Annotated in this window: 21 protein-coding genes; 11 read left to right on the plus strand and 10 right to left on the minus strand. The window is 71.4% G+C overall.

Going from position 1 to position 25,170, the window contains the following annotated elements; genetic code table 11:
* The first annotated feature begins 131 nt into the window (after nucleotides 1–131).
* The gene (locus tag QR77_RS44580) at nucleotides 132–806 is read left to right on the plus strand and encodes a TetR/AcrR family transcriptional regulator (protein WP_078877702.1); all 675 of its coding nucleotides are present in this window, start codon (nucleotides 132–134) and stop codon (nucleotides 804–806) included.
* Nucleotides 807–863: 57 nt separating this feature from the next.
* Here the strand turns inward: QR77_RS44580 and QR77_RS40145 are convergent, their stop codons facing one another.
* On the minus strand, nucleotides 864–2,651 hold the full coding sequence (locus QR77_RS40145) for an ABC transporter ATP-binding protein (RefSeq protein WP_040026836.1): 1,788 nt from the start codon (nucleotides 2,649–2,651) through the stop codon (nucleotides 864–866).
* A gap of 204 nt (nucleotides 2,652–2,855) precedes the next feature.
* On the opposite strand from QR77_RS40145, the gene QR77_RS40150 reads away from it, so the two are divergent.
* Both QR77_RS40150 and QR77_RS40155 read left to right on the plus strand, forming a co-directional pair.
* Entirely contained in the window at nucleotides 2,856–4,547 is a 1,692-nt protein-coding gene (locus tag QR77_RS40150; RefSeq protein WP_078877703.1) for a SpoIIE family protein phosphatase, read from the plus strand.
* Between the two features lie 173 nt (nucleotides 4,548–4,720).
* The gene (locus QR77_RS40155; protein ID WP_040026837.1) at nucleotides 4,721–8,233 is read left to right on the plus strand and encodes a phosphodiester glycosidase family protein; all 3,513 of its coding nucleotides are present in this window, start codon (nucleotides 4,721–4,723) and stop codon (nucleotides 8,231–8,233) included.
* Between the two features lie 87 nt (nucleotides 8,234–8,320).
* On the opposite strand, the gene QR77_RS40160 is transcribed toward QR77_RS40155, so the two are convergent.
* Nucleotides 8,321–9,697: an MFS transporter gene (locus tag QR77_RS40160; RefSeq protein ID WP_040026838.1), complete on the minus strand. Its 1,377-nt coding sequence runs from the start codon at nucleotides 9,695–9,697 to the stop codon at nucleotides 8,321–8,323.
* A 294-nt stretch (nucleotides 9,698–9,991) separates the two neighbouring features.
* On the opposite strand from QR77_RS40160, the gene QR77_RS40165 reads away from it, so the two are divergent.
* Together QR77_RS40165 and QR77_RS40170 are read left to right on the plus strand one after the other, a co-directional pair.
* Nucleotides 9,992–11,443: an aromatic amino acid ammonia-lyase gene (locus QR77_RS40165; RefSeq protein WP_040026839.1), complete on the plus strand. Its 1,452-nt coding sequence runs from the start codon at nucleotides 9,992–9,994 to the stop codon at nucleotides 11,441–11,443.
* A gap of 12 nt (nucleotides 11,444–11,455) precedes the next feature.
* Nucleotides 11,456–12,103, plus strand: a complete 648-nt coding sequence (locus tag QR77_RS40170; RefSeq protein ID WP_063798137.1) for a HutD family protein — start codon at nucleotides 11,456–11,458, stop codon at nucleotides 12,101–12,103.
* Here the strand turns inward: QR77_RS40170 and QR77_RS40175 are convergent.
* The 3 genes from QR77_RS40175 to QR77_RS40185 form a co-directional block, all read right to left on the minus strand.
* Nucleotides 12,078–12,971: an oxidoreductase gene (locus QR77_RS40175; protein WP_040026840.1), complete on the minus strand. Its 894-nt coding sequence runs from the start codon at nucleotides 12,969–12,971 to the stop codon at nucleotides 12,078–12,080. The two genes, QR77_RS40170 and QR77_RS40175, sit on opposite strands and share 26 nt — an antisense overlap.
* Before the next feature lie 90 nt (nucleotides 12,972–13,061).
* Entirely contained in the window at nucleotides 13,062–13,658 is a 597-nt protein-coding gene (locus tag QR77_RS40180; RefSeq protein ID WP_040026841.1) for a DUF1349 domain-containing protein, read from the minus strand.
* Between the two features lie 25 nt (nucleotides 13,659–13,683).
* Nucleotides 13,684–14,625, minus strand: coding sequence for a TetR/AcrR family transcriptional regulator (locus QR77_RS40185; protein WP_201778869.1), 942 nt, complete (start codon nucleotides 14,623–14,625; stop codon nucleotides 13,684–13,686).
* 102 nt (nucleotides 14,626–14,727) lie between these two features.
* Between QR77_RS40185 and QR77_RS40190 the strand changes: the two genes are divergently transcribed.
* Nucleotides 14,728–15,633 (plus strand): aldo/keto reductase, encoded by a 906-nt coding sequence (locus tag QR77_RS40190; protein WP_040026842.1) that lies wholly within the window; start codon nucleotides 14,728–14,730, stop codon nucleotides 15,631–15,633.
* Nucleotides 15,634–15,673: 40 nt separating this feature from the next.
* Here the strand turns inward: QR77_RS40190 and QR77_RS40195 are convergent, their stop codons facing one another.
* Complete coding sequence (locus tag QR77_RS40195) at nucleotides 15,674–16,006, minus strand: hypothetical protein (protein WP_040026843.1); 333 nt, start codon at nucleotides 16,004–16,006, stop codon at nucleotides 15,674–15,676.
* A gap of 338 nt (nucleotides 16,007–16,344) precedes the next feature.
* Here QR77_RS40195 and QR77_RS40200 point away from each other — a divergent pair, with 338 nt between their 5' ends.
* From QR77_RS40200 to QR77_RS40210, 3 genes are read left to right on the plus strand one after another with little or no spacing between them, the layout of a single operon-like run.
* Nucleotides 16,345–18,165, plus strand: a complete 1,821-nt coding sequence (locus tag QR77_RS40200; protein ID WP_173476409.1) for a thiamine pyrophosphate-requiring protein — start codon at nucleotides 16,345–16,347, stop codon at nucleotides 18,163–18,165.
* Entirely contained in the window at nucleotides 18,162–19,301 is a 1,140-nt protein-coding gene (locus QR77_RS40205) for an enolase C-terminal domain-like protein (protein WP_040026844.1), read from the plus strand. Before QR77_RS40200 ends, QR77_RS40205 begins: the two co-directional genes overlap by 4 nt.
* 33 nt (nucleotides 19,302–19,334) lie before the next feature.
* Nucleotides 19,335–20,354 (plus strand): SDR family oxidoreductase, encoded by a 1,020-nt coding sequence (locus tag QR77_RS40210; RefSeq protein WP_040026845.1) that lies wholly within the window; start codon nucleotides 19,335–19,337, stop codon nucleotides 20,352–20,354.
* A gap of 37 nt (nucleotides 20,355–20,391) precedes the next feature.
* Here the strand turns inward: QR77_RS40210 and QR77_RS40215 are convergent, their stop codons facing one another.
* Together QR77_RS40215 and QR77_RS40220 are read right to left on the minus strand one after the other, a co-directional pair.
* Nucleotides 20,392–21,081: an alpha/beta fold hydrolase gene (locus tag QR77_RS40215; RefSeq protein WP_040026846.1), complete on the minus strand. Its 690-nt coding sequence runs from the start codon at nucleotides 21,079–21,081 to the stop codon at nucleotides 20,392–20,394.
* 43 nt (nucleotides 21,082–21,124) lie between these two features.
* The gene (locus QR77_RS40220) at nucleotides 21,125–21,958 is read right to left on the minus strand and encodes a class I SAM-dependent methyltransferase (RefSeq protein ID WP_040026847.1); all 834 of its coding nucleotides are present in this window, start codon (nucleotides 21,956–21,958) and stop codon (nucleotides 21,125–21,127) included.
* A gap of 201 nt (nucleotides 21,959–22,159) precedes the next feature.
* Here QR77_RS40220 and metF point away from each other — a divergent pair, with 201 nt between their 5' ends.
* Complete coding sequence (gene metF / locus QR77_RS40225; protein WP_078877704.1) at nucleotides 22,160–23,131, plus strand: methylenetetrahydrofolate reductase [NAD(P)H]; 972 nt, start codon at nucleotides 22,160–22,162, stop codon at nucleotides 23,129–23,131.
* Here the strand turns inward: metF and QR77_RS40230 are convergent.
* Together QR77_RS40230 and QR77_RS40235 are read right to left on the minus strand one after the other, a co-directional pair.
* Nucleotides 23,108–23,500 (minus strand): SCO5389 family protein, encoded by a 393-nt coding sequence (locus QR77_RS40230; RefSeq protein ID WP_040026848.1) that lies wholly within the window; start codon nucleotides 23,498–23,500, stop codon nucleotides 23,108–23,110. The two genes, metF and QR77_RS40230, sit on opposite strands and share 24 nt — an antisense overlap.
* A 3-nt stretch (nucleotides 23,501–23,503) precedes the next feature.
* Nucleotides 23,504–24,463, minus strand: coding sequence for an ATP-binding protein (locus QR77_RS40235; protein ID WP_040026849.1), 960 nt, complete (start codon nucleotides 24,461–24,463; stop codon nucleotides 23,504–23,506).
* Between the two features lie 281 nt (nucleotides 24,464–24,744).
* On the opposite strand from QR77_RS40235, the gene QR77_RS40240 reads away from it, so the two are divergent.
* Complete coding sequence (locus QR77_RS40240) at nucleotides 24,745–25,041, plus strand: hypothetical protein (protein WP_040026850.1); 297 nt, start codon at nucleotides 24,745–24,747, stop codon at nucleotides 25,039–25,041.
* Nucleotides 25,042–25,170 lie beyond the last annotated feature (129 nt).

Consider the following 25,170-nt stretch of genomic DNA (forward strand, 5'->3'; position numbering starts at 1 on the left):
CCGCCGCTGCGGCTGCTCCTCGGAGCGGGCGCGGTCGCGGCGGCCGAGAAGTCGTCCGAGACCCGCGCCGCCGAGGCCAGGGAGTGGGCCGAGGTGAGCCGGTCGGCGGACTTCCCGGCGGAGACGGCGGGATGATCCGGGACGAGGACGACCAGGCCCCGGCCGGGCAGCGGGCCGGGCGTCCCGCCCTCAGGCGCGACGCCGCCGAGAACCGCGCCCGGATTCTGAAGGCCGCGAGCCGGGCCTTCGCCGAGCAGGGCCCGGCCGCCGGCATGGAGGACATCGCCCGGCTCGCCGGCGTGGGCCCGGCGACCCTCTACCGGCGTTTCCCCTCCAAGGACGCCCTGATCGCCGAACTGGTGGCCGCCTTCTACGAGAAGCTCCTCACGCTGGCCGACGAGGCGTCACGGCTACCGCCGGGCCAGGGACTCGACAGGTTCCTGCGGACCGTGGGCTGGCACATCGCCAACAGTCGCGGCTACCTGCCGCGGACCTGGGGCGAGCTGGCGGGACCCGAGAGGGTGGACCACCTGCGGGAGGTGACGAGCCGTCTGCTGGCCGAGGCGCAGCGGGCCTCCCTCGTCAACCCCGAGCTGACCCTCACCGATGTGGCCATGGTGGTCTGGGGGATGCGCGGGGTCATCGAGACCAGCGGGCAGGTGAGTCCCGAGGCGTGGCACCGCCATCTCGACCTCGTGATGGCGGGGCTGCGCGCCGAGCACATCACCTTTTCGCACCCGCCGCTGAACACCGGTGAGGTGGACCGTATGACCACACGCCCGGAGACCACACAGCCGCAGAAGTGAGGCGCCCGTGCCCGGCCGGAGCGGACCGGCCGGGCACGGGCGCCGCCCGCGTACGAATCAACCGATCCGGCGCGGCTGGAGTGTCGTCGCGTACGCCCCGCCCCGGGCGAGCAGTTCGTGGTGATTGCCCGCCTCGATGATGCGGCCCTGGTCCATCACGACGATGCGGTCCGCGTTCTGGATGGTCGACAGCCGGTGCGCGACCACGAACACGGTCCTGCCCTCGACGAGCCGCGACAGCGCGTCCTGGATGAGCCCCTCCGACTTGTTGTCGAGCGCCGACGTCGCCTCGTCCAGCACGAGGATGCGGGGATCCCTGATCAGCGCCCTGGCGATGGCGAGCCGCTGCTTCTGGCCGCCCGACAGACGGGCGCCGCGCTGGCCGACCACCGTGTCGATGCCGTCCGGCAGCCGGTCGATGAACTCCGTGGCGTTGGCGGCCTCCAGTGCCCGGCGCAGCGCCGTGTCGTCGGCGCCGCCCTCCAGCCCGTAGGTGACGTTCTCCCGGATCGACCCCTCGAAGAGGATCGACTCCTGGGGCACCACCGAAAGGAAACGCCGGTACGTCCGCAGGTCGAGCGCCGCCATGTCGGAACCGTCGAGCAGGATCCGGCCCTCCGTCGGCCGGATGAAACCGATCAGCAGATTCAGGATCGTGGACTTGCCCGCGCCCGAGGCGCCGACCAGGGCGACCGTCTCACCGGGCCGCACGGTCAGGTCGAAGTCCCGTACCGACGGCTCGCCGGCCTCCGGATAGGTGAATCCCATCCGCTGGAAGTCGATCCGCCCCTCGGTACGCGCGACGGACATCTTGCCCTCGTTGGACTCCAGGTCGGGCGCCTGGAGCACCTCGCCGACCGATCGCACCGACTCCAGGCCCTTGGCGATGATCGGGGTCAGGTTCATCAGCGTCATGAGGGAGGTGGTGAGCGCCGTGAAGAAGCTGCTGATCATCACGACGTCCCCGGCCGAAATGCCCAGCCAGCCGTTGTACGCCACGATCGCCGAGCCGGTCAGACAGCCCACCGCCATGGTGTTGAGCAGGATCCAGGACAGCGACCCGAACCGGCCGTTGAGCACGTCGAGCCGGAATCCGGCGGTCAGTACCCGCTCCAGCGTGTTGTCGACCCGGTGCAGCGCCGTGCGTTCCAGACCGTGCGCGCGGGTGATGGGGATGAGCGTCGTCATCTCGCCGACCCGGGACGACAGCCGCTCGATCTCCAGCCGGAACGCCTCGTTGTTCGTACGGATACGGGAGCGCAGCCGTCGCACCAGCAGAGCGGCGAGCGGTACGACGACCACGAACACCGGCAGCACCACCGGCGTACGGAAACCGATCACCACCATGCCGCCGAGCAGCGTCATGATCGCGCCGAGGCCCAGATCGGCGCTCTGCTGCGTCATCTGTTCGACCGCTTCGACGTCCCGGACCACCTTGGTCTGGAGGACACCGGCGCTGACCCGCGCGTGGTAGCCGATCGAGAGGTACTGCATCCGGCGGCAGAGCGCGGACCGCAGCTCCCGGCCCATCCGGCGGATGCTCGTGCTCATCAGGCGCGCGTAGAGCATGGCGAGCGGAAAGTTCAGTACGAGGACGAAGACCAGCGCCCCGGCGTTGTACCAGAGCTCGGCGACCGGCTTGTGGTCCACGACCACATCGATGATGTTGGCCGTGATCAGCGGCAGCAGCCAGACCGGTATGTGCTTGAAGGAGAAGACCGCCACGGCGAGCAGCAGCCTGCGGCGGTCGGGACGGAAGAGATAGGCGAGGGTACGGAGCGGATGCTCCCCGGAGTAGTGGTGGTCCAGCGGACTGGAACGCGGAGCGGATTCGGGTTTCTGCATGGAGAGCGAAGCCTCTTATCGCATCGGTGACACGCGCTCGACGTGCAGACAGGTAGTCTCCTCCGCCCGGGCCGCGACCGGAAGCGATTTCCTCGTCACTCCCGGGGCCCACCGACCCCGGTTGTTCCCTCCCGATATCTCCCTTTTTCCTCCCCCGGTCCCTCCCGGGAAGTGGGACGCGGCGATCGGTGAGAGGGTGGCTGCATGGCTGATCGGGGCGTCCCTTCGGCTGCCGTGTCGCCGCCGGACGACTGGCCCGCCCATCCGGACCGGACCCTGGCGCTCAACCACATGGGCAGCTTCGACTGGGACCTCGAACGCGGGCTGCTGCATCTCGACCAGGCCGCGCTCGAGGTCTTCGACCTGCGCCCGGACGAGTTCGACGGCCGCCCCGAGAGCCTCGCCCGGCGGATTCCGCGCTCCGAAGTGGTGCGGCTGCGGGCCGCGCTGGCGGAGGCGATCAAAGAGTCGGCCGGCGGCTACGGCATGTACTACCGGATCTACGACCGCGAAGGATCCGTGCGCTGGATCCACGCCCAGTCGCACATCCGCTACGACGAGGAGGAACGCGCCTACCGCGTCGTCGGCATCGCGCGCAACGCCGACCAGGAGCTGTCCGAGGCCGCGGCCCGGATCGAGGTGGACGAGGGACGCCGCAGGCTGACCGGCGTGGTCGAGCGCACCACAGCCCTGCTGGCGCGGGCCGGAACCGTCCAGGACGTCATCCAGGTGCTGAGCGACGAGGAGGCCCTCGGGCACATCAGGGCCGTGAGCCTGATGCTCGGCATCGTCGAGGGCGGCCGGATCAGGCTCGCCGCCGAGGGGCGGCAGAATTCGTTCGCACCGGAGCTGGAGTACACCCGCGTCGAGGGCCAGTACCCGATGAGCGAGGTGGTGCGTACCCAACGGCCCCTCTTCATCACCTCCCGGGAGGAGTTCCGCACCTCGTACCCGCTGTTCTGGCCGTACGTGGAGTCGCTCCCGTTCTCCTCCGGCGCCTACCTGCCGCTCATCGCCCAGGCGCAGCCGATCGGTGTGCTCGGCATCCTCTACCCCCGGCGCGGGGAGTTCAGCGACGAGGAACGCAACGTACTGGTCGCGCTCGGCAGCACCATCGGCCAGAGCCTCCAGCGCGCCATGCTCTTCGACCAGGAGCACGACCTCGCCCAGGGGCTCCAGCAGGCGATGCTCCCGCGGTCCATCCCCGACGTGCCCCGGACCAGCATCGCCGTCCGCTACCGCGCGGCGCGGATCGGCCGCAACATCGGCGGCGACTGGTACGACGTGATCCCGCTGCCCGGCGGCCGGGTCGGGCTGACGATCGGCGACGTCCAGGGACACGACACGGACGCCGCCGTGGTGATGGGTCAGCTCAGGATCGTGCTGTGGGCGTACGCGGCCGAGGGGCACCCGCCCGCCACGGCCATGGCACGTGCCTCCGCCTTCCTGCACGAGCTGGACACCGAGCGCTTCGCCACCTGCACGTATGTGGAGCTGAACCTGGCGACCGGCACCCTCCAGATCGTGCGCGCCGGACACCTCGACCCGCTGGTGCGGCGGGCCGACGGGAGCTGCGAGTGGATCTCCACCTCCGGCGGGCTGCCGCTCGGGCTCTCCGCGGACTTCCCCGGACCCGGCGGAATCAGCTATCCGGTGACCGTCGGGCATCTCGGCCCCGGCGAGACGCTGCTGCTGTGCACCGACGGACTGGTGGAGCAGCCGGGCACCGACCTGGGCAACCGGCTCGAGGTGCTCAAGGAGACAGTGCGGGCGGGCCCGTCCGATGTGGAGAAACTCGCCGACCGGCTCGGCGAGGCGGTCGGCGACCAGGGCGGCGGGGACGACGTGGCGCTGCTGCTCCTGCGCAGGGACGAGGAGAACCCCGGACGCGGCTGAGCACCGCCGTCCGGGGACCACGAGCGGGACCGTGCGGGGGGCCTGAACACGTGTGTCACCAGGTGTTCTCCCTCAAGTTTCCCCGAACCTCTGGTTGATTGGTTCGTGCACAGCGATGCTGACGGCTGACAGCGCTTGCTCCACGCGTAACCCACCGTTTTCCAGGAGAAGTTGTGGGCCCAGGCATTGCCCGGCGGTCCGTCGTGCTGTTCGCGGCGGTGACCGCTCTGACGGCGGGGGCGGTCTCCCCGTCCCTCGCCGACACCAACCCCGACCCCCGTCCCTTCACCTCGGCCGAGGTGCTCCGGCCGATCGCGCCGCCCCCGGCAGGGAGCGTCAACGGGAGACCGAGATCCGCCGCCGAAGGGGGCGCGACCGACGCCGATGGCATCGAGACGGCGAGCAGTTCCCGCCCGGTCGCCCCCGGCATCAGGCTCACCTCGTACGACCGTCTCGAGTCCGACAAGTGGCTGCGGGTCGACTCGCTCTCCGTCGATCTCGACGGCACCGGCGCACGCGCCGACTACCTGTCGTCCGGCAAGGTGTCCGACCGCCGCCCGGTCTCCGAACTGGCGGCGGCGCACGACCCGGGCAAGGGCCGCCGCACCGTCGCCGCCATCAACGCGGACTTCTTCGACATCAACGAGACCGGCGCGCCCGAAGGCCCCGGCATTCAGGACGGCCGGCTCGTCCAGTCGCCGGCCGCCGGCGCCAACGAGGCCATCGGCATCGGGCCCGGTGACGCCGGCCGCATCCTGCGGCTGTACTTCGACGGCACGGTGACCCTGCCGTCGGGACAGCTCCCGCTGACGGCGTACAACGCGGCGAACATCGCCGCCGGCGGCATCGGCGTCTACACGCCTGCCTGGGGCGAGGCCGACCGCGCCCTCACCGTGGACACGGCGACCCCGGCCGCCGAAGCGCTCGTCAAGGACGGGAAGGTCGTCTCGGTCGCCGCCGAGCCCGGCACGGGAGCGATCGCCGAGGGCACCACGGTGCTCGTGGGCCGGGAGGCCGGGGCCGAGGCGCTGAAGGCACTCAGCCCCGGTGACCCGGTGAGCGTGGAGTACCGGCCGCGTACCGACAGCGGACCCCTGCCGCGCACCGCGGTCGGTGGCCGGGAACTGCTCGTCGTCGACGGCGCCGCGCAGTCCCACGAGGGCGAGGGCAACAACACGGCGGCGCCGCGTACCGCCGTCGGGTTCTCGCGCGACGGCAGCACCATGCAGGTGCTCACCGTCGACGGCAGGCAGGCCGACAGCGGCGGGGTCACCCTCACCGAGCTGGGCCTGATGATGAAGAAGGCCGGCTCGTACAGCTCGGTCAACCTCGACGGCGGAGGCTCGTCGACGCTGGTCGCCCGCGCCCCCGGCAGCGACGCCCTGCGGGTGGAGAACAGCCCGTCGGACGGCAGCGAGCGTACGGTCCCCAACGGCCTCGCCCTCACAGCACCCGACGGCAGCGGCCGCCTCAGGGGCTTCTGGGTCCAGCCGCGTACGCCGGCGCTGAACGCCCCGACCGTCGACCCCGTCAAGGGCGGCCACCCCGAGCGGGTCTTCCCCGGCTTGTCCAGGCAGCTCACCGCCGCCGGTTACGACGAGACGTACGGGCCCGCCGCCGGCGCTCCGCACTGGCGGACCGGGCACTCCTCCGTGGGCCGGGTCGACGACCACGGCCTGTTCACCGCGCGGGACAGCGGTTCCACGGACGTGACGGCGGAACGCGGTGCCGCCCACGGCAGCACCCAGGTCACGGTCCTCGGAGAACTCGCCGGAATCCAGCCGACCACGCAGCGCGTCGGCCTCGCCGACGCGGCGGCGACCGGCACGTTCGGGATCGTCGGACTCGACGCCCACGGCACCAGCGCACCCGTCGAACCCCGCGATGTGCGGCTCGACTACGACCACTCGCTCTTCACCGTCACCGACGACGGCCAGGGCTCCTTCACCGTGAAGTCCCTGGGCGGCAGCGGCGCCGGGGAGATCACCGCCGAGGCGGGCGGTGTCACCACCGCGCTCGCGGTCAGTGTCGGCCTCGAAGAACAGCAGGTCTCCGGATTCGACGACGCCGCTTCCTGGACCTTCAGCCAGGCACGCGCGAGCGGATCCGTCGCCCCGGCACCGGACAGCCACACCGGAACCGGGCTCACCCTGTCGTACGACTTCACCCAGTCGACGGCCACCCGCGCCGCGTACGCGACTCCGCCGGCGCGGATCGCCGTGCCGGGGCAGCCGCAGTCCTTCAAACTCTGGATCAAGGGCGACGGCAACGGAGCCTGGCCGACCCTGCATCTGAAGGACGCGGCCGGTACGGACCAGCTCCTGCGCGGTCCCTACATCACCTGGACAGGCTGGCAGCAGGTGACGTTCACGGTCCCGCCGGGGGCGGCGATGCCGCTCAGCGTGTACCGCTTCTACCTCGCGGAGACGGCGGCGACCAAGCAGTACACCGGCGGCATTCAGATCGACGATCTGACGGCGCAGGTGCCGCCGACCGTGGATCTGCCGGTGCGCCCGCGCGCGGCCGACCCGCTGATCGCGACCGCCGCGCGGACCGAGGGCAGGGACTGGCGCTTCGCCGTGATGTCCGACGCGCAGTTCGTGGCGCGCGACCCGGACAGCGCGATCGTGGCGCAGGCGCGCCGCACCCTGCGTGAGATCAAGGCGGCGAAGCCCGACTTCGTGGTCGTCGACGGCGACCTCGTGGACGAGGGCTCGCCCGCCGACCTCGCCTTCGCGCACCAGGTCCTCGAACAGGAGTTGGGCGACTCGGTGCCCTGGTACTACGTGCCGGGCAACCATGAGGTGATGGGCGGCGGCATCGCCGAATTCACCGCCGAATTCGGCCCGGCGCACCAGGTCTTCGACCACCGGGGGACCCGCTTCATCACCCTCGACACCTCCAGCCTGACCCTGCGCGGCGGTGGCTTCGACCAGATCCAGGAGCTGCGCGCGCAGTTGGACGCCGCGGCCAGGGACGACCGGGTCGGCTCGGTGATGCTCATCGAGCACGTACCGCCCCGCGACCCGACCGTCCAGAAGGCCAGCGAACTGGGCGACCGCAAGGAGGCGGCGCTCGTCGAGCAGTGGCTGTCCGACTTCCGGCGTACGACCGGCAAGGGCGCGGGCCTCATCGGCGGTCATGTGGGCGTCTTCGACGCCTCTCACGTCGACGGGGTGCCGTATCTGGTGAACGGCAACTCCGGCAAGGCGCCCTCGGCCCCGGTGGACCAGGGCGGCTTCACCGGCTGGTCCCTGGTCGGCGTGGACCAGGTCTCCGGGGGTGAGCGGAGCGCGGCGCGGGCGCGGCCCTGGGAGGGCGGGCCCGACTGGGTCTCCGTACAGACCCGGGCGCACACCGACGCGCTGACGCTGGACGCGCCGGCGGCCCTGGTGCCCGGCCACGCGGTGAAGGTCACGGCGACCGTCACCCAGGGGGAGCGGAGGATCCCCGTGGCGTTCCCGCTCAGCGCCGACTGGACCGGCTCGCCGAATCTGCGGATCGGCGACCTGGCCGGGGCGAAACACCGTCATACCGCGGTCTTCGACCCCGTCACCGGCAGTCTCACCGCGCTGAGGTCCGGCACCGTCACCCTCGCTGTGACGGTGAACGGTGTCACCGAGCAGGCGCGGATCCGGATCGCGGCCCCGGCCGCGGGTTCCGGGACAGCGGCGCCCGCCGCTTAGCAGGGAGACGCGGCATCGGTGGCGGACACCCGGACCCCCAGCCCCTCAGGCTTCGGTCCGGGTGCCCGCCGCCGCGGTGCCGCGTCGTCAGTCGAGGGCCAGATTCTTCGTCTCCGGCGCCCAGGCCACCGAGATCACGGCGCCGACGACCAGGATCGCGGTGAGCGCCGTCATGGTGCCGGCGAAGCCCAGCCCGTCCAGGCTGACCGGCAGCAGGAAGGTGCCGGCCGCCGACCCGATCCGGCTCATCCCGTTCAGCAGCCCGACACCGGAACTGCGCAGCTCGGTGGGGAACAGCTCGGGCGGATAGACCTGATCGAGGTTGGAGGCCGCCGACATCGTGAAGGTGAACACCAGGAACAGCGGGAACAGCAGTACGGCGGGTGCGCCCGGCCACAGGGCGATCGGCCCCAGCGACAGCGCCAGCACGACGAACGAGCCGATCGTCAGGCGGCGCCGGGAGATCCTGGCGATCAGCCACAGCCCGCCGATGCCGCCGAGCAGCAGGAAAACGTTGAGCAGGGCGTCGCTCATGAACCCGCTCCCGTTCAGCTTCACCTTGACCAGCACCAGCGGCAGGAAGGTGTAGATGGCGAAGTACGGGATCACCTGGCAGTTGTAGAACAGCACTCCGAACGCGGTGTTCCGCCAGTGCCTGGCCCCGAACAGCTCACGGTAGGCGGCCCGTCGCTGGTCGGTGTGCTGGGCGGCGAACGCGTCGAAGTCGACCTGCTCCCCGATGAAACGCGCCACCACATGACGCGCCTCGGTCAGCCGGCCCTTGCTGACCAGCCATCTCGGGGACTCCGGGGTCCCGATGCGCAGCAGCAGCACCACGATCGCGGGCAGCGCGCTGCTGGCCAGCAGCCACCGCCAGACGTCGCCGCCCATGTCGGCCAGGTACGTGCCGAAGAAGAAGGCCGCCACATAGCCCACGGTCCACAGCACCGTCAGCGAGGCCAGCAGTGCGCCCCGGTGGCGGCGTGGCACGAACTCGGCGACCAGCGTCGGGCCGAGCGCGTAGTCGGCGCCTATGCCGAAGCCGATCAGCAGCCGCAGGACGAACAGTTCACCGGGCCCCTGGATGAAGAACTGCGCCAGCGAGGCCACCGCGATCAGCAGGAAGTCCAGCATGTACAGCCGCTGCCGGCCGATCCGGTCGGCGGCCCATCCGGTGACGATGCTCCCGGCGAACACCCCGATCAGCGCGGACGCCCCGATCAGCCCCTGCCAGAACGAGCCGAGCCCCATCTGCGGGGCGATCAGCGTCAGCGCGATGCCGATGATCCCGAGCTGGTAGCCGTCGGAGAAGTTCGCACCGAAGGTCAGCGCGGTGATTCTGAGGTGGAAGCGGTTGAGCGGTACGTCGTCGAAGCTGCTGCTCGCGACGGGTTCCGGGGCGCCCCCGGCCGGCTCCACGAGCGCCGGCTCCCCGGCGGATGAGGTGATCCTTTGATCTGGCATGGTCCGCGATGTTCTCCGATGGGGGGATGTGCCGCCTCGCTCGCGGCATCCGGGCAGTGGGGAGGGACGGCATAAGGATGACGGCCTACGGGCGACGGCCCGCAGGTGACGGCAGGGGTGTGACCTGCGCGTCGACGAGTCGTCCGGCCGTTCGCCGCACCCTGGTTGTGGGCAGCGGGCACGAACCGTCCGGATGGGAGACCGTGTTGACGGTCCGCCCTTGCCAACTCGTTGAATAAAGAGTTTCATGCAGCTTCAGAGATGAATGGATGCTTGTCAATAGGGAGGGAGACCATGCCGGACAGCAGCCGAATCCGTATCTCCGGAACAGGTCTGCGGTGCGCCGACGTCGTACGGGTCGCCCGGCGCAGCGCCTCCGTCGAACTGGAGGACGCCGCGGTCGGACGAGCCGCGAAAGCCTACGACATCGCCCGGGACACCGGCGCGAAGCGGGCCGTCTACGGACGTACCACCGGCGTCGGGGCCAACCGCCACGAGGTCGTCGACCCCGACGCCGCCGACCGGCACGGGCTGCGCCTGCTCCGCAGCCACGCGGGCGGCACCGGGGACCCGCTGCCGGACACCGTGGTGCGCGCCGCACTGGTCGTACGCCTCAACCAGCTCGCCGCGGCGGGCAGCGGAGTGCATCCGAGGCTGCTCCAGGCGCTGGAGGCGGCGCTGCGGGTCGGCGGCGTACCGCTGGTGCACTCCAAGGGCGCCATCGGCACCGGCGATCTCAGCGCGCTCGCCGAGATCGGGCTGACTCTGGCGGGGGAACGGCCCTGGGCCGTCGGCCACCTGGACCCGGTGCCGATCAGCCCCGGCGACGCGCTGGCGTTCATCTCCAGCAACGCCGTGACCCTGGCCGAATCGCTGCTGGCCTGGCACGACCTGCGCAGGCTGCTGCGGGCCAGCCATGTGATCGCCTCGCTGTCCTACTGCGCGCTCGGCGGCTCACCCGAGGCGTTCTCCGAAGTGGTGCACGCCGCCAGGCCGCACCACGGCTCGGTCCACTGCGCCGCCGAGATGCGGCGCATCCTGATGCCCGACGGCGAGCCGCCGGCCGGGCGCAGGCTCCAGGACCCGTTCGGGCTGCGGGCCTTCCCGCAGGTCCACGGTCCGGCGCTGGACGCGGCCGACGCCCTGGAAAAAGTGCTGGCGATCGACATCAACGCGGCCGCCGAGAACCCGCTGATAGACATCGAGGGGGAGCAGGTCTACCACCACGGTCACTTCTCCACCGCGTATCTCGCCCTGGCCCTGGACGGGCTGCGCGCCGCGCTGCACCACGTGGCGGAGCTCTCGGCGGCCCGTCTCAGCGACTTGGTCGAGCCGGAGCTGACCGGACTCTCCCCGTTCCTGGCCAGCGGTCCCGCGGGCAGCTCCGGGATCATGATCCTCGAGTACGTCGCCCACGACGCGCTCGCCGAACTGCGGCACGCCTCCGCCTCGGTGACGCTGGGCACCGCTGTGATCTCACGCGGCCTGGAGGACCATGCCAGCTTCTCCACCCAGGCGGCGCGCAGCACCTCGGCGGCGGTCGGCGCGTACCGTACGGTCCTCGCCTGCGAACTGCTGGGGGCGGTGCGCGCGCTGCGGCTCGGCGAGGTGGACCTGCCGGCGGCGCCGGTGGCGCGGGCCTTCGAACGAGCCGCCCTGCGGCTGCCGCTGATCCGGGAGGACCACCCGCTGAGCGGCGAGATCGCCCATGCCGAGCTGCTGATCGACGAGTTCGCCGACTACTGAGGGAGCCGTACGATGCGAGAACCCGGTCCGGACGACCCGCCCGGTGTGCGTCTCCTGCGTGCGGGGGAGCGTGCCGCCGTGCTGTGGAAGAACGGCGGCGGAACGACCCGCGAGATCGCCGCGTATCCCCGCGACGCCGGCACGGACGGCTTCGACTGGCGGGTCAGCCTCGCCGAGGTCTCCCGGGACGGGCCGTTCTCCGTGTTCCCCGGCGCCGACCGGATTCTGACCGTGGTCGAGGGTGCGGGCATGGACCTTGACGTCGGCGGCCGGCTCCGGCACATCGGCGCCCGCCATGTCCCGCGGGACTTTCCCGGCGACCTGCCCACCGACTGCGAGCTGCTCGCAGGACCCGTGGTCAACCTCAACGTCATGTACCACCGCGACCGCGCTTCGGCGACGGTCGCGGTCGTACGGGGCGAGCGCGAGGTCCCCGTACCGGCCGGGGCGGTCGTTCTGGTCGTGGCGCTGGAGGGCGAGGTGACGGCGGCGGGCGCGGCGCTCGAACCGTACGACGCGGTCCTGCTCACGCCGGGGGAGGGAGGACGGGGCGCCCACCTGACGCTGGAGGGCACCGGGCGCACGGCGCTCATCACGCTCCGTACGTCAGATCCGGTCAGTCCGTCCGATCGAGTCAGAGAGGGAAGGACGTCGAGGTGAGCCGCTCCGACAGCTCCCACAGCTTCCCGGCCAGTGCTTCGTCCCGCGCCGCCGCGCTCCGCCCCACCGGCACCGGATGGCCGCGCTGCTCGCCGCGCCCGTCGGGGCCGACGTAACTCGCGCCCGCGAGATCCTGAGTCGCGGCGAAGAGCGTCAGCAGCGCGCCCGCCGGGCCGCTCTGCGAGATGAGCCGCCCCACGGTGGAGGCGACGAGGCTCATCGCCGGCCCCAGGTGCCGGTTGAGGCCGGTCGAGGCCGCGCCCGGATGGGCGGCGACGGCCAGCAGCGGGGATCCCGCTCCGGCAAGGCGCCGCTGGAGTTCCAGCGTGAACAGCAGGTTGGCGAGCTTCGACTGCCCGTAGGCCGCCGAGGCGCGGTAGGGGCGGCGCTCCCAGTTCGGGTCGTCGAGGTCGAGGACGGCCTGCTTGTGCGCGTTGGAGGCGACGGTGACCACCCGGTCGGTGACCCGGGGCAGCAGCAGATTGGTCAGCGCGAAATGGCCCAGGTGGTTGGTGCCCAGGTGCGGTTCGAAGCCGTCCGCCGTACGGCGCAGCGGGATGTTGGCCACCCCGGCGTTGTTGATCAGGATGTCGAGCGGCCGGTCCCACGCCCCGGCGAACCGGCGGACCGAGGCGAGGTCGGCCAGGTCGAGCGGCAGCACCTCGGTGCTGCCCGGCACCCCGGCGACCGCCTCGCGCGCGCCGTCGGTGTTCCGGACCGCCAGGACGACATGTGCCCCTGCCGAGGCCAGCGCACGTGTGGTCTCCAGCCCGATGCCGCTGCCGGCGCCGGTGATCAGGACGGTCCGTCCCCTCTGGGGCGGGAGGTCGGCGAGCGTCCAGGGGGAGGTGTGCGATGAAGTGCCCATACCTCGAATGTAGTCGCCGTATACATTGTAGTCAATGACAACATCGCGGGGCGCCTCATGGTCCAGCGGCGCGCCGCGCGCGTTCCGGGCTCAGTCGAGGGTGAGCCGCAGTGAGGTGAACCGGGTCGTGAAGCCCTTCCCGTCGGGCGAGGCGCACATCGGCCCCGCCTTCGCCGCGACCCCGGGCGGGAAGTACGCGAGACGCAGCAGGGTCACCGGCTCGGTGCCCCCGACGCCGTACAGCACGGTGACGGTGTCGCCCTCACGCCGTAGCTCCACGGTCACCGCCGACGGGTCGCCGGTCACCTGGGCGAGCGGTACGACGCTCCAGTCGGACACCTCCCGGGTGACCACGGCGCTGAGCTGCTGCTGGCCGTCGACGTACTCGATCCCCGTCTTGATCCAGTTCTTCTCGTCGATCCGGAGCAGCAGCCCGGCCTGGTCGTACTGCTCCCGGTACTCCCCGGAGAACGTGACCCCCATCCGGAAACGGTCGGGGACCGGCCGCAGCAGCGCGTGCGCGGTGTCCCGTACGAAGCCGTAGTGGGTGGTCACCCAGAAGTCGGTGTCCGGGTCGGTCGTGATCTCCAGTGATTCGCCCTCCGGGGGCCGGTGGCTGGGCGGGTTGAGCCAGGTCCAGCCGGTGAGGCCGAGGTGGGACCCGGTGCCGGTGGGATGCTCGCTCATGCTGTCTCCTCGCGTCCGTCGTGGGTCAACAGATTCCCATGTGCCGGGCGGGTGGGGGGACTTCGGCGGAGCTTCGGCACCGCTTCGGCCGTCGTCGGGGAGCCGGTGCGGTGATGGAGTTCCTCGCGCCCCGCAGGAGACGGCTCGGGGAACGTTCGACTGGAGCGTACGGCGGCCCGTCAGCGGTCCGACACGCCCCGGGCGCCCGGCGCCTGACGGGCCGCTGACGGGCCGCCGGGTACGCCGCTCCGCGCGACCGTTCGGGTCGGCGCGCGAGCCGGTTGAGCCAGTCGCGGAGGAGGGCGGTCTCCGTCGGGCGGAGCGGGAGGGCGGCTCCGTCGGCGGCCGTGAGGGCGGCGTCGAGGGCGAGCGCCCGGGGGCCGAGGCCGGGGTCCGTGGCCGAGGGCGGGTCCGTGGTGAGCGAGTCGATGAGGGTGTCGCGCATTCTCGCGGAGATCTCCGGGTCGCGGTCCTCGGCGGGCGCGCCGATCAACGAGAGGGTGACGCCGGTGATGGCGGCCAGGGTGAGATGGGCGGCAAGGGTGGACGGGACCCGGAGGCGGCCGGCGGCGGCAGTGCGGTCGAGGAACTTCAGCAGCAGGCCGTGGGCCTCCTCGGCGGCGGGCGGGCGGCGGCCGGGGCGATCGGTGCCATACATCAGCAGATAGAAGGAGGGGTGGCGCAGGCCGAAGTCGACGTGCATGTCCCAGCCGCGGCGCATGTCGTCGACCGGATCGTCGGTGTGCTTCAGCGCCTGCTTCTCGGCCAGATAGATGTCGAAGGCGTGGATGGCCAGGGCCGCGAGGAGGCCGTCCTTGTCGCCGAAGAGCTGGTAGAGGGAGGCGGCACGGATGCCGGCCGCCGCGGCGACCGAGCGGGTGGAGACCGCCTGGGCGCCCTCCCGTTCGAGGATGCCTGCCGCCACTTCGAGGATCTGCCGCCGGGTACGGGTCTTCGCGTCGTCCACGGTTGCAATGCTACGGCATTCGGCGTATCACTGAAACAGGCACTGCTACGCGGTTCAGTGTGGCAGTGATACGGCAAGAGTGACACAGCGAGGGAGAAGACAATGAACCGTCTCGGGTACGGAGCCATGCAGCTCGCCGGGCCGAACGTATGGGGGCCGCCGGACGACCCCGAGTCGGCGCGGCGGGTGCTGCGCCTGGCGGTCGAGCTGGGAGTCACGTTCTTCGACACGGCGAACGCGTACGGGCCACGTACGGTGAACCGGCTGATCGGGGAGGCGCTGCGGCCGTTCCCCGATGAGGTGATGGTCGGCAACAAGGTCGGCGCCGGGCGCGGCCCCGACGGGTCCTGGATCATCACCGACCACCCGGACACGGTTCGCCGGCAGGTCCACGAGGCGCTGGCCGATCTGGGCACGGAGGTGAGCGAGCTGACGTATCTGCGGCTCGACGGCGACGGTCCGGCACCGGGGACCGAGGTGCCCCTGGAGGAATCGCTCGGCGTGCTCGTCGAGCTGCGCGACCAGGGGCTCATCCGCCGCATCGGTCTGTCCGGTGCCTCGCCGGAGATGCTGGCCCGCGCGCAGAGGATGACCCCGATCGCGGCCGTGCAGAACCGCTTCAACCTGCTCGACCGCAGCGGCGTCCACGTTCTCGCCGACTGTGAGGCGCAGGGCATCATGTTCGTCCCCTACTTCCCGCTGGCCTCCGGGAAGCTCGCCGGCTACGACGAGCTGAAGGGCCCCGCGGAGCGCCTCGGCGCGACGCCGGCCCAGGTGGCGCTGGCCTGGCTGCTGCGCCGGTCTCCGGCCATGGTCGTCATCCCCGGCACGTCGAACCCCGACCACCTGCGCGCCAACGTCGCGGCGGCCGAGATCGCCGAGAACCTGACCGACGCCGAGGTGGCCCGCCTGACCGGCCTCGTCGACGAGTCGAAGGCCGTCATCGACCAGCCGGACCAGTCCACGGTCGACGCTCTGAGTTCCCTGGCGGAGAGCCACCACCGCTGAGCGACCGGCGGGCTGGGCGACCGGCGGCTCGACACGGCTCCTAACGGGCGGATGCGTCCAACTGATGCGCCGTCTGCCGGCTGAAGTACTCCAGGTGGTCGATGTCGAACTGCTGAGGGGTCCGCACGCAGAGCCTGCTGATGCCCTCGGCGGCGAACAGGCCGTTCCGCGTCATCCAGCTCGTGCCGAGCCCGCCGGCGTCGTCGCCGCCGGCCTCCACGCAGGCGGCCCGGAGCCGCTCGCGCCGCGGTCCGATCTCCGCCGGCGCGGGGAAGAACCCGTCGAAGCCCAGGTCGTCGGCGGCCCCGGCCGTGGTGAGCAGATCCTCGTAGGTGCTTCCCTGCCGCGGGTTGGTGTAGGTGTGGAGCCGCATACGACAAGTCTCATAGCGCCCCTGACCGGTGTCGAGCCAGGCGATACGGGCCACCACCGGCCCCTGACGTCACCCCGCCCCGGACGGGCCCGCGTTCCAGTGGGACCCGGGGACGTTCGCGCGAGACCCGGGAAACCGCCGACTGGCCCCCTTCGCCTTGCGCCGGGACCTCCGCCCTCGCGAACGTGGGTAGCGACAACCACGCCGAACCACCACGACCGCTCCGGCGAGAACCGTGCCGTCGCACGCGTTTCCCCCGGCGCTCCCCGGTTATCCGGTCATGCGACCGTCCGGCGTCCGCGCGCGGCCGGCACGACCAAGCGGTGCGGAGGAGTTCCATGTCGATGAAAGTGGCCGACCACGTTCTGCGGCGGCTGGGCGAGTGGGGCGTCGAGCACGTCTTCGCCTATCCGGGTGATGGGATCAACGGTCTGCTGGCCGCCTGGGGACGCGCAGGCGACAAACCCAGGTTCATCCAGGCCAGGCACGAGGAGATGGCCGCTTTCGAAGCCGTCGGATACGCCAAGTTCTCCGGCAAGGTCGGAGTCTGCGTGGCGACCTCCGGCCCCGGCGCCATCCACCTGCTCAACGGCCTGTACGACGCGAAGCTCGACCATGTCCCGGTCGTCGCGATCGTCGGCCAGACGGCACGCAGCGCCATGGGCGGCTCGTACCAGCAGGAGGTCGATCTGCTCAGCCTCTACAAGGACGTGGCCTCCGAGTTCTGCGAGATGGTCACCGTGCCCGAGCAACTGCCCAATGTGCTGGACAGGGCGATCAGGACGGCGTACGCGCGCCGCACGGTCACCGCGGTGATCATCCCGTCGGACGTACAGGATCTTGAATACACCGCGCCCACCCATGCGTTCAAGATGGTCCCCTCCAGCCTCGGCATGAGCACCTCCCTTCCGGTACCGCCCCCTGACGACATCCGGCGGGCCGCCGAGGTGCTCAACGCGGGCGAGAAGGTCGCCATGCTCATCGGGCAGGGCGCGCGCGGCGCACGCGAGCAGGTGATCCAGGTGGCCGAGACCCTTGGCGCCGGTGTGGCGAAGGCGTTGCTCGGGAAGGACGCGCTGCCCGACGACCTGCCCTATGTGACCGGGTCGATCGGCCTGCTCGGCACCCGCCCCTCGTACGAGCTGATGCGCGACTGCGACACGCTGCTCGTTGTCGGGTCGAGCTTCCCGTACAGCCAGTTCCTGCCCGCCTTCGGCGCGGCGCGGGCCGTACAGATCGACATCGACCCCTCGCTGATCGGCCTGCGCTACCCCTTCGAGGTCAACCTCGTCGGTGACGCTGCCGAGACCCTGCGGCAGCTCCTGCCGCTGATCAAGCACAAGAAGGCCGCAGGCTGGCGCAAGACCGTCGAGGAGAACGTCTCCCGCTGGTGGGAGGTGATGGAACGGCGCGCGAGTGTCGGAGCCGAGCCGATCAACCCGGAGTACGTCGTCCACGCCCTCGACGCCCAGCTCCCCGACGATGTGATCCTGGCCGCCGACTCGGGGTCGTCGGCCAACTGGTACGCCCGCCACCTGCGGCTGCGCGGCGACATGCGCGGCTCGCTGTCCGGGACGCTCGCGACGATGGGCCCCGGTGTGCCGTACGTGATCGGCGCGAAGTTCGCGCACCCCGACCGGCCGGCGATCGCGCTCGTCGGCGACGGCGCCATGCAGATGAACGGAATGGCCGAGCTGATCACCGCCGCCAAGTACTGGCAGGACTGGAGCGATCCGCGTCTGGTGGTGGCCGTACTCAACAACAAGGACCTGAACCAGGTCACCTGGGAGATGCGCGCGCTGGAAGGCGCGCCGCAGTTCGAGCCCTCGCAGGCGCTGCCCGATGTGCGGTACGCCGACTTCGCCCGCTCCCTCGGCCTCGGCGGCGTCCGGGTCGAGAAGCCCGACGAGGTCGACGAGGCGTGGCGGCTCGCGCTGAGCAGCGACCGGCCGTACGTCATCGACTTCCGGACCGACCCCGCCGTACCGCCGATCCCCCCGCACGCCACCCTGGAACAGGCGGAAGCGGCGGCGTGGTCGGTGCTGTACGGCGACAGCGACCGGGCCGGCATGGTCCGGCAGGGCGTGAAGGCCAAGATCCAGGACTTCCTGCCCGGGCGGCGGCACGGCGGCGCGCCGGAAGCGGGGGAGGACGGATGAGCCCTCCGGGGAGAGCGAACCGTACGGCGGACGACGCGCCGGCCGTCGACCGTGTCGGCGTGTCCGTGTACACCGTGCCCACCGAGGTGCCCGAGGCCGACGGCACGCTGGAGTGGGACTCAACGACGATGATCCTGGTCGAGGCCGTCTCGGGAGATGTCACCGGCCTCGGCTGGACCTACGGGCAGGCCGCCACCGGCCAGGTGATCACCGGCGCGCTCGCCGGAATCGTGACCGGACTCAGCGCCTACGACGTCCCGGCGGCCAACGAGGCGATGAGCCGCGCCCTGCGCGACGCCGGGCGCCAGGGCCTCGCCGCCGGTGCTCTCTCCGCCGTCGACATCGCCCTGTGGGACCTCAAGGCGCGCCTGCTCGGCCTGCCGCTGGTCCACCTCATCGGAGCCGCGCGCCCCGATGTGCCGGTGTACGGCAGCGGCGGATTCACCACGTACACCCCCCGCGAGCTGGAGGACCAACTGCGCGGCTGGACCCAGGAGCAGGACATCCCGCGCGTCAAGATCAAGATCGGCGAGTCGTGGGGCGGCGCGCCCGACACCGACCTCGACCGGATCCGCAGGGCACGGGCCGTCATCGGCGACGAGCGTGAGCTGTATGTGGACGCCGACGGGGCCTACAGCCGCAAACAGGCCGTCATGATGGCGGACGCGTTCGAGGACTACGGCGTGAGCTGGTTCGAGGAGCCGGTTCCCGCCGCCGACCTGCCCGGTCTCCGGGGGGTCCGTGACGCCGTCACGACCGAGGTCACCGCCGGGGAGTACGGCTACGACCTGCCCTACTTCGCCCGTATGGCCGACGCGGGCGCCGTCGACTGCCTTCAGGCGGACGCCACCCGCTGCGGCGGTGTCACCGGCTGGCTGCGCGCCGCCGCCGTCGCGCAGAGCCACGGCCTGGAGATCTCGGGCCACCACGCGCCCCATGTACACGCCCATGTCGCGGCGGCCGTGCCCAACATCCGCCATGTGGAGTGGTTCCACGACCACGTCCGCATCGAGAGTGACTTCTTCGAGGGCGTCCTCGACCCGGCGGGCGGACGCGTCACCCCAGGAGTCTCAGGAGCCCCCGGACTCGGCCTGGTCCTCAGGCGCGAGCACGCCGAGCGCTACCGCACCGCGTAGAACGACGAGAACGCACCGCCGAGAGAGGACCCCATGCCCCAGCCCCAGACCGTCGTCATCACCGGAGCGACCGGCGGCATCGGCCGTGCCACCGCCCGGGCCTTCGCCGAGCGCGGCGCGAATGTCGTCCTGGTGGCCCGGGGGCAGGCGGGCCTCGAAGGAGCGGCGCACGACGTGGAGGACGCGGGTGGCACCCCGCTCGCCGTGCCCACCGACATGGCCGACCACCTCCAGGCCGAGGCGGCGGCCGAGGCCGCCGAGGAGGCGTTCGGACCGATCGACGTATGGGTCAACGTGGCCTTCGCCTCGGTCTTCGCCCCGTTCACCGACATCACGGCCGAGGAGTACGAGCGCGTCACCCAGGTCACCTATCTGGGGTACGTCAACGGCACCAGGAGCGCCCTGAAGCGGATGCTGCCCGCCGACCACGGCACGATCGTGCAGGTCGGCTCCGCGCTCGGCGACCGCTCGATCCCGCTCCAGTCCGCGTACTGCGGTGCCAAACACGCCGTCAACGGCTTCACCTCCTCGGTCCGTACGGAGCTGATGAACCGAGGCAGCGCCGTACGGATCACCGTCGCGCAGATGCCGGCCGTCAACACCCCGCAGTTCTCCTGGGTCCTCTCCAGGCTGCCGAGGCGCCCTCAGCCCGTACCACCGATCTACCAGCCCGAACTCGCTGCACGCGCCGTGCTGTACGCGGCGGACCACCCGGGCCGCAAGCAGTACTACGTCGGTACGAGCACGGCGGCGACGATCCTCGCCAACAAGGTCGCCCCGGGCCTGCTCGACCGCTATCTGGCCCGTACGGGCGTCGACTCGCAGCAGACCTCGGAGCCGGAGGACCCGTACCGCCCGCACAACCTCTGGCACCCCGCCGACGGCGCCGACGGTCACGACCACGGCGCCCACGGCATGTTCGGCGGCCGGGCGCACGACCGGGACCCGCAGCAGTGGCTCTCCCACCACCTCGGCCCCGTGTCGGCGGTGGCGGCCGGCACGGCGCTGGGCGCGCTGGCGTGGGCGGCGCGCCGCGCGACAGCCAAGCCCTGAGCCTGGCCCCTGAGCCGAGCCTCCGGAGCCGGGGCCCTCAAGTCAGAGCCCGCCTCCGGCCCTCGACCACGTCGACCAGCGTCTCCGGGCTGCTGAGCGCCGGCATATGGCCGCTGTCGATCTCCTCGGGCGTGATGCCGAGCCGCGTCGTGACGAGCCGGCGCATGAAATCGGCCGGGAAGAAGCGGTCCTGACGGCAGAGCACGAAAGCGGTCGGTGTCCCCGGCCAGGCGTCGAGCGGCCACGGCTTACCGAACGGGGTGCCCGACTGGCCGCGCTCGCGCCGTACCGCCTCCGCCGCGATCTCCGGCTCCACGTCGTGCAGGAACGTCACCAGCGGATCGAGCGGCGCGCCGGGGGTCCGCCCTTCCCGCGCGTCCTGCCGCGCCCTGGCCTCCGGCTGTCCGGTGGCCTCCCACCACTCACCCGGCGACTCGCCGGGGAGCGGCACCATCGCCGTCACGAGGACCAGCAGATCCACCGGCACCCGGGCGGCGACCAGCGGCGCGGTGAACCCGCCCAGCGAATGCGCCACCACCACGAGGTCCTTCCGGTCCCCGATCGCCTCCACCACCGCATCGCTGTACTCCCGCAGCCCGGCGCCGTCGTCGTCGCACGGCAGATCGGGGGCGACGACGTCATGACCCCGCGCGCGCAGCAGCGGCGCCACCCGGTGCCAGTCCCAACTGCCCGAGCCCGCTCCATGGATCAGTACGTAGGTCGCCATGGGGACAGCGTGGCATCCACCGCTGACAACGACCTGCCGGCGATCAGGCGAACCTGGCCAGCACCGTCATCGTCGGACGGAGGTCGCGCACGCCGGGAACATGCCGGGCGAGCGGGTGCAGGACGCCGTAGTACACGCCCCTGCCGCGCGGCAGCGGCACCTCGCGTACGTCGGTGATGTCCGGGTGTGCCTCGCGCACTTTCGCCACCTCGCTCGCGTTCATGCCCCAGGGCATGGGGGGCGGTGTGTACCCCGACGGGGTGGTCATCCGGCCGCTGACCGTGCGGGCGCTGAACCACCGGGGGACGGCGTCGAAGACGAGCGACCCGCCGGGGAAGTGCTCGGCGCAGGTGGAGATCACTCGCCTGACCTCGGAGGGCCGCAGATACATCAGCAGCCCCTGGGCGGTGACCAGCACACCGCGTGAGGTGTCGACCTCCTCGGTCCACGCCGGATCGAGGACCGAGCGGGCGACGGTACGGCGCCGGGGGCCGTCGGGCAGCAGACGGCGCCGCACCGCCGCCGTCTCCGGCAGTTCGACGGTCAGCCAGTTCATCCGGCCGTTGTCCACCCGCCAGAACTGGGTCTCCAGTCCCTCGCCCAGAGCGACGACGGTGCCCTCCGGATGCCCGGCGAGGAAGTTCCGCACCACGGTGTCGAAACTCCGTACGCGCAGAGCCTGGCCCTGCGCGAGGAAGGGGCTCGGCGGCCCGAACGTCTCGTCGAAGGGGTAGCCCGCGGTGTCGACGAGTTCGACGGCCTTGGGATCGCTGAGCACCGGGGACGGCTGCCGCGCGGCGAAGGCGCGCTGGTGCAGATTCCACAGCAGTGTCTGGGGCACCCCGGTGAGGCCGGCGGCGCTTTCCGGTTGTGTCACGCCGTAGAAACTACAGGGCGTGTCCGATGGAGGGGGAGGCGCGGACGGACGCGCCCGTCCCCGCCGCCTCCGCCCCGGGTGACCGAAATGCGGACAGCACCCCCAACGGGGTGGCTCTTCGCCGCTACTGTGTGCGGACTGTCCCCCGCGCCTCCGTCGCACCTCAGGACGGACCGGAGCACTCCAGGAAGGACCCCTGCCATGGCGGCAGAGACCGCAGACCGTCCCGACGATCGCCGGCCCGGCCTGCGTGCCTTGCTGGCCGACGGCCGGCGCTCGTTCTCCTTCGAGTTCTTCCCGCCGAAGACGGAGGCGGGTGAGCGCACCCTCTGGAACGCGATCCGCCGTATCGAGGCGCTCGCGCCGTCCTTCGTGTCCGTCACCTACGGAGCCGGCGGCTCGTCGCGTGACCGGACGATCGACGTGACCAAGCGCATCGCGGCCGAGACCACCCTGCGCCCCGTCGCCCACCTCACCGCGGTGGGCCACTCGGTCACCGAACTGCGGCACATCATCGGCCAGTACGCCGACGCCGGCATCCGCGACGTCCTCGCGCTGCGCGGCGACCCGCCGGGCGATCCGCGCGGCGAGTGGACCCGCCACCCCCAGGGCCTCGCCCAGGCCGGTGAACTCGTCACCCTCATCAGGGAGTTGGGCGACTTCACCGTCGGCGTGGCGGCCTTCCCCGAACGCCACCCGCGCTCGGCCGACTGGGACAGCGACGTACGGCACTTCGTGGCCAAGTGCCGGGCCGGCGCCGACTACGCCATCACGCAGATGTTCTTCCACGTGGACGACTACCTGCGGCTCCGTGACCGGATCGCGGCCACGGGATGCACGACACCGATCATCCCGGAGATCATGCCCGCCACCGACGCGCGGCAGATCCGCCGCTTCGCCGAACTCAGCAACGCGCGCTTCCCCGACGACTTGGCCCGCCGCCTCGAAGCGGCCGAGGGCAACCCGGCCGAAGGGCACCGTATCGGCGTCGAGTACGCGACGGCCATGGCTGAGCGGCTGCTCGCCGAGGGCGCTCCCGGCCTGCACTACATCACCCTCAACCGCTCCACTGCGACCCTGGAGATCCACCAGAACCTTGGCGTGGACGCGCGCGGGGCGGGCGTCCTCACCGCCGGGGTGGGAAGCGGATCAGCAGTCGCGGAACTCCGGTGACTGGTTGAGGATCTGCGAGCGCAGCGACGTGAACCGGGTGTGGGTCGTACCGCCCTGGTCCTGAGGGCGGAAGACCGCCACCCGGTGGCAGTTCATGAAGGCCAGTGTGACGCCGAAGTGGCGTTCGAGGCTGCCCCGGATGGCGTCGCTGGCCAGGGCGCGCAGAAGCTGGCCGCGCTCGCGCTCGGAGGGCGGCGGAGTCTGGTTGTCGGCGAACTCGATGTCGTTCTCGCGGAGTTCGACCGTCAAGCCGGCGATGAGGTCGTAGGCGTACGGCAGCGAGGTGCGGACGGTTGAGACGAAGTCCGCTTCGCGGATCCGGCCGTTCTCGGCGTCGGAGAGCAGTTCGGGGGAGACATCGAGTGACATGGGTCAGGCGTCCTTTTCGGTGAGGGGGCCGGTCATGGTGAACGCGGGATCGATCTGTCCCGCGAGGTCGGTGCCGGTGGCCCGGTCGGCCCAGGCGGCGGCGTTGCGCAGGTGGAACTCGACGGCGTGGCGCCGGAAGGTGTCCCAGTCCTTGGGGCGGGCGTCGACCACCGCCCGGAGCCGGTCCAGCGTGAGCAGGTTGTGCGGTTCGATCTCCCCGTCCGTACGGCCCTGCTCCTGGGCCCGTACCCAGGGGGAGTGCGAGCAGTGGGCGACCAGGTCGTCCCCGACGTGTTCCTTGAGGAAGAGCAGGTCGTCCTCGCCGGTGACCTTGTTGCCGACGACGCCGATCGCGATCCCGAACTCCCGTGCGTGGTCCCGGTACTGGCGGTAGACGGAGACACCCTTACGGGTGGGCTCGGCCACCAGGAAGGTCATGTCGAACCGGGTGAACAGCCCGGAGGCGAACGCGTCGGCCCCCGCGGTCATGTCGACGACCACGTACTCGCCGGGACCGTCGGAGAGATGGTTCAGGTACAGCTCAACAGCGCCGAGCTTGGAGTGGTAGCAGGACACCCCGAGATCGCTCTCGTCGAACACCCCGGTCACCATCAGCGGCACCCCGCCGACGCTCTGGACGTGCCGGCTGTGTACGGGATCGTCGCCGAGCAGCCGCAGCAGCCGCGAACCCCGGCCGGGCGGAGTGGTCTTGATCATCGCCTCCCGTGAGGCGATACGCGGGTTGTCGCCGCGCAGATGGTCCTTGATCTCGCCGATGCCCGAACTCAGCGGCGGAGCGGTGAAGGCCCCGCCGCCGCCGGGGGAGAGGGCCTCGGCGAGATGCTGGTTGATGTCGCCGTCGATGGCGACGACCGGAGCGCGTGAGCGCGCCAGATGGCTGGCGAAGAGAGCGGACAGAGTCGTCTTGCCGCTGCCCCCCTTGCCGACGAACGCGACACGCACGGCTAGCGACTCCTTTTGGAAATGAATGTCATGTCGCTATGTCTAGCTACGCCGCTGACGCCCTGTCAAATCAGCACGCCGCGCCCGCACGCCCCGTCCTGTGCCGGTATGCACGGATATCGGGGTGGTGCGCGGGCGCGGGTGAGGGCGTGCACCCGAATGGCACGCCGGAGGTGACGCGGCCCGCGAAACGTCGTTGGGGGAGCTGTCCGCCCAGGCGGTGTCTCCCGTAGGGGAGGCACCGCCGGGTATGCAGAGCGAGATCGGAGAGAGCCAGAGCCATGACCACCGCACACGCTCCTCACGCCGACCACACGCACCGGCACGGCGCCGGCTGCGGCCATGTGGCCGTACCGCACGACGACCACGTGGACTACGCGCACGACGGCCATCTCCACCAGGTCCACGGCGACCATGTGGACGAGTGCGAGGCCGGCGCGCACCGGCCGCACACCGACCACGCCCACCGCCACGGCGAGGGCTGCGGCCACGTCGCGGTGCCGCACCGGGACCATGTGGACTACGTACACGACGGACACCGGCACGCGGAACACGACGACCACTGGGACGACCACTGACATCCCTCGCGGCGGGGTCCGTGGTCACCGGCGTGGGTTGCGGTTGTCGCCGGGGGTCGCTCCGGGGTGGCATCCGGGATGGCACGATTTACGGCGTCGTCACCGCGGTTGCCAGGTGAACGCGGTCGT

Origin of the sequence: Streptomyces sp. 150FB, from assembly GCF_000818195.1 — a bacterium.
Lineage (GTDB): Bacteria > Actinomycetota > Actinomycetes > Streptomycetales > Streptomycetaceae > Streptomyces.

Excerpts from the sequence above, each read along its gene's own strand:
- QR77_RS40145 (WP_040026836.1), bottom strand. The coding sequence starts at position 2,651 with ATGCAGAAACCCGAATCCGCTCCGCGTTCCAGTCCGCTGGACCACCAC.
- QR77_RS44580 (WP_078877702.1), top strand. The coding sequence starts at position 132 with ATGATCCGGGACGAGGACGACCAGGCCCCGGCCGGGCAGCGGGCCGGG.
- QR77_RS40170 (WP_063798137.1), top strand. The coding sequence starts at position 11,456 with ATGCGAGAACCCGGTCCGGACGACCCGCCCGGTGTGCGTCTCCTGCGT.
- QR77_RS40195 (WP_040026843.1), bottom strand. The coding sequence starts at position 16,006 with ATGCGGCTCCACACCTACACCAACCCGCGGCAGGGAAGCACCTACGAG.
- QR77_RS40205 (WP_040026844.1), top strand. The coding sequence starts at position 18,162 with ATGAGCCCTCCGGGGAGAGCGAACCGTACGGCGGACGACGCGCCGGCC.
- QR77_RS40190 (WP_040026842.1), top strand. The coding sequence starts at position 14,728 with ATGAACCGTCTCGGGTACGGAGCCATGCAGCTCGCCGGGCCGAACGTA.
- QR77_RS40215 (WP_040026846.1), bottom strand. The coding sequence starts at position 21,081 with ATGGCGACCTACGTACTGATCCATGGAGCGGGCTCGGGCAGTTGGGAC.
- QR77_RS40165 (WP_040026839.1), top strand. The coding sequence starts at position 9,992 with ATGCCGGACAGCAGCCGAATCCGTATCTCCGGAACAGGTCTGCGGTGC.
- QR77_RS40160 (WP_040026838.1), bottom strand. The coding sequence starts at position 9,697 with ATGCCAGATCAAAGGATCACCTCATCCGCCGGGGAGCCGGCGCTCGTG.
- metF (WP_078877704.1), top strand. The coding sequence starts at position 22,160 with ATGGCGGCAGAGACCGCAGACCGTCCCGACGATCGCCGGCCCGGCCTG.
- QR77_RS40230 (WP_040026848.1), bottom strand. The coding sequence starts at position 23,500 with ATGTCACTCGATGTCTCCCCCGAACTGCTCTCCGACGCCGAGAACGGC.
- QR77_RS40175 (WP_040026840.1), bottom strand. The coding sequence starts at position 12,971 with ATGGGCACTTCATCGCACACCTCCCCCTGGACGCTCGCCGACCTCCCG.
- QR77_RS40150 (WP_078877703.1), top strand. The coding sequence starts at position 2,856 with ATGGCTGATCGGGGCGTCCCTTCGGCTGCCGTGTCGCCGCCGGACGAC.
- QR77_RS40210 (WP_040026845.1), top strand. The coding sequence starts at position 19,335 with ATGCCCCAGCCCCAGACCGTCGTCATCACCGGAGCGACCGGCGGCATC.
- QR77_RS40200 (WP_173476409.1), top strand. The coding sequence starts at position 16,345 with ATGTCGATGAAAGTGGCCGACCACGTTCTGCGGCGGCTGGGCGAGTGG.
- QR77_RS40240 (WP_040026850.1), top strand. The coding sequence starts at position 24,745 with ATGACCACCGCACACGCTCCTCACGCCGACCACACGCACCGGCACGGC.
- QR77_RS40180 (WP_040026841.1), bottom strand. The coding sequence starts at position 13,658 with ATGAGCGAGCATCCCACCGGCACCGGGTCCCACCTCGGCCTCACCGGC.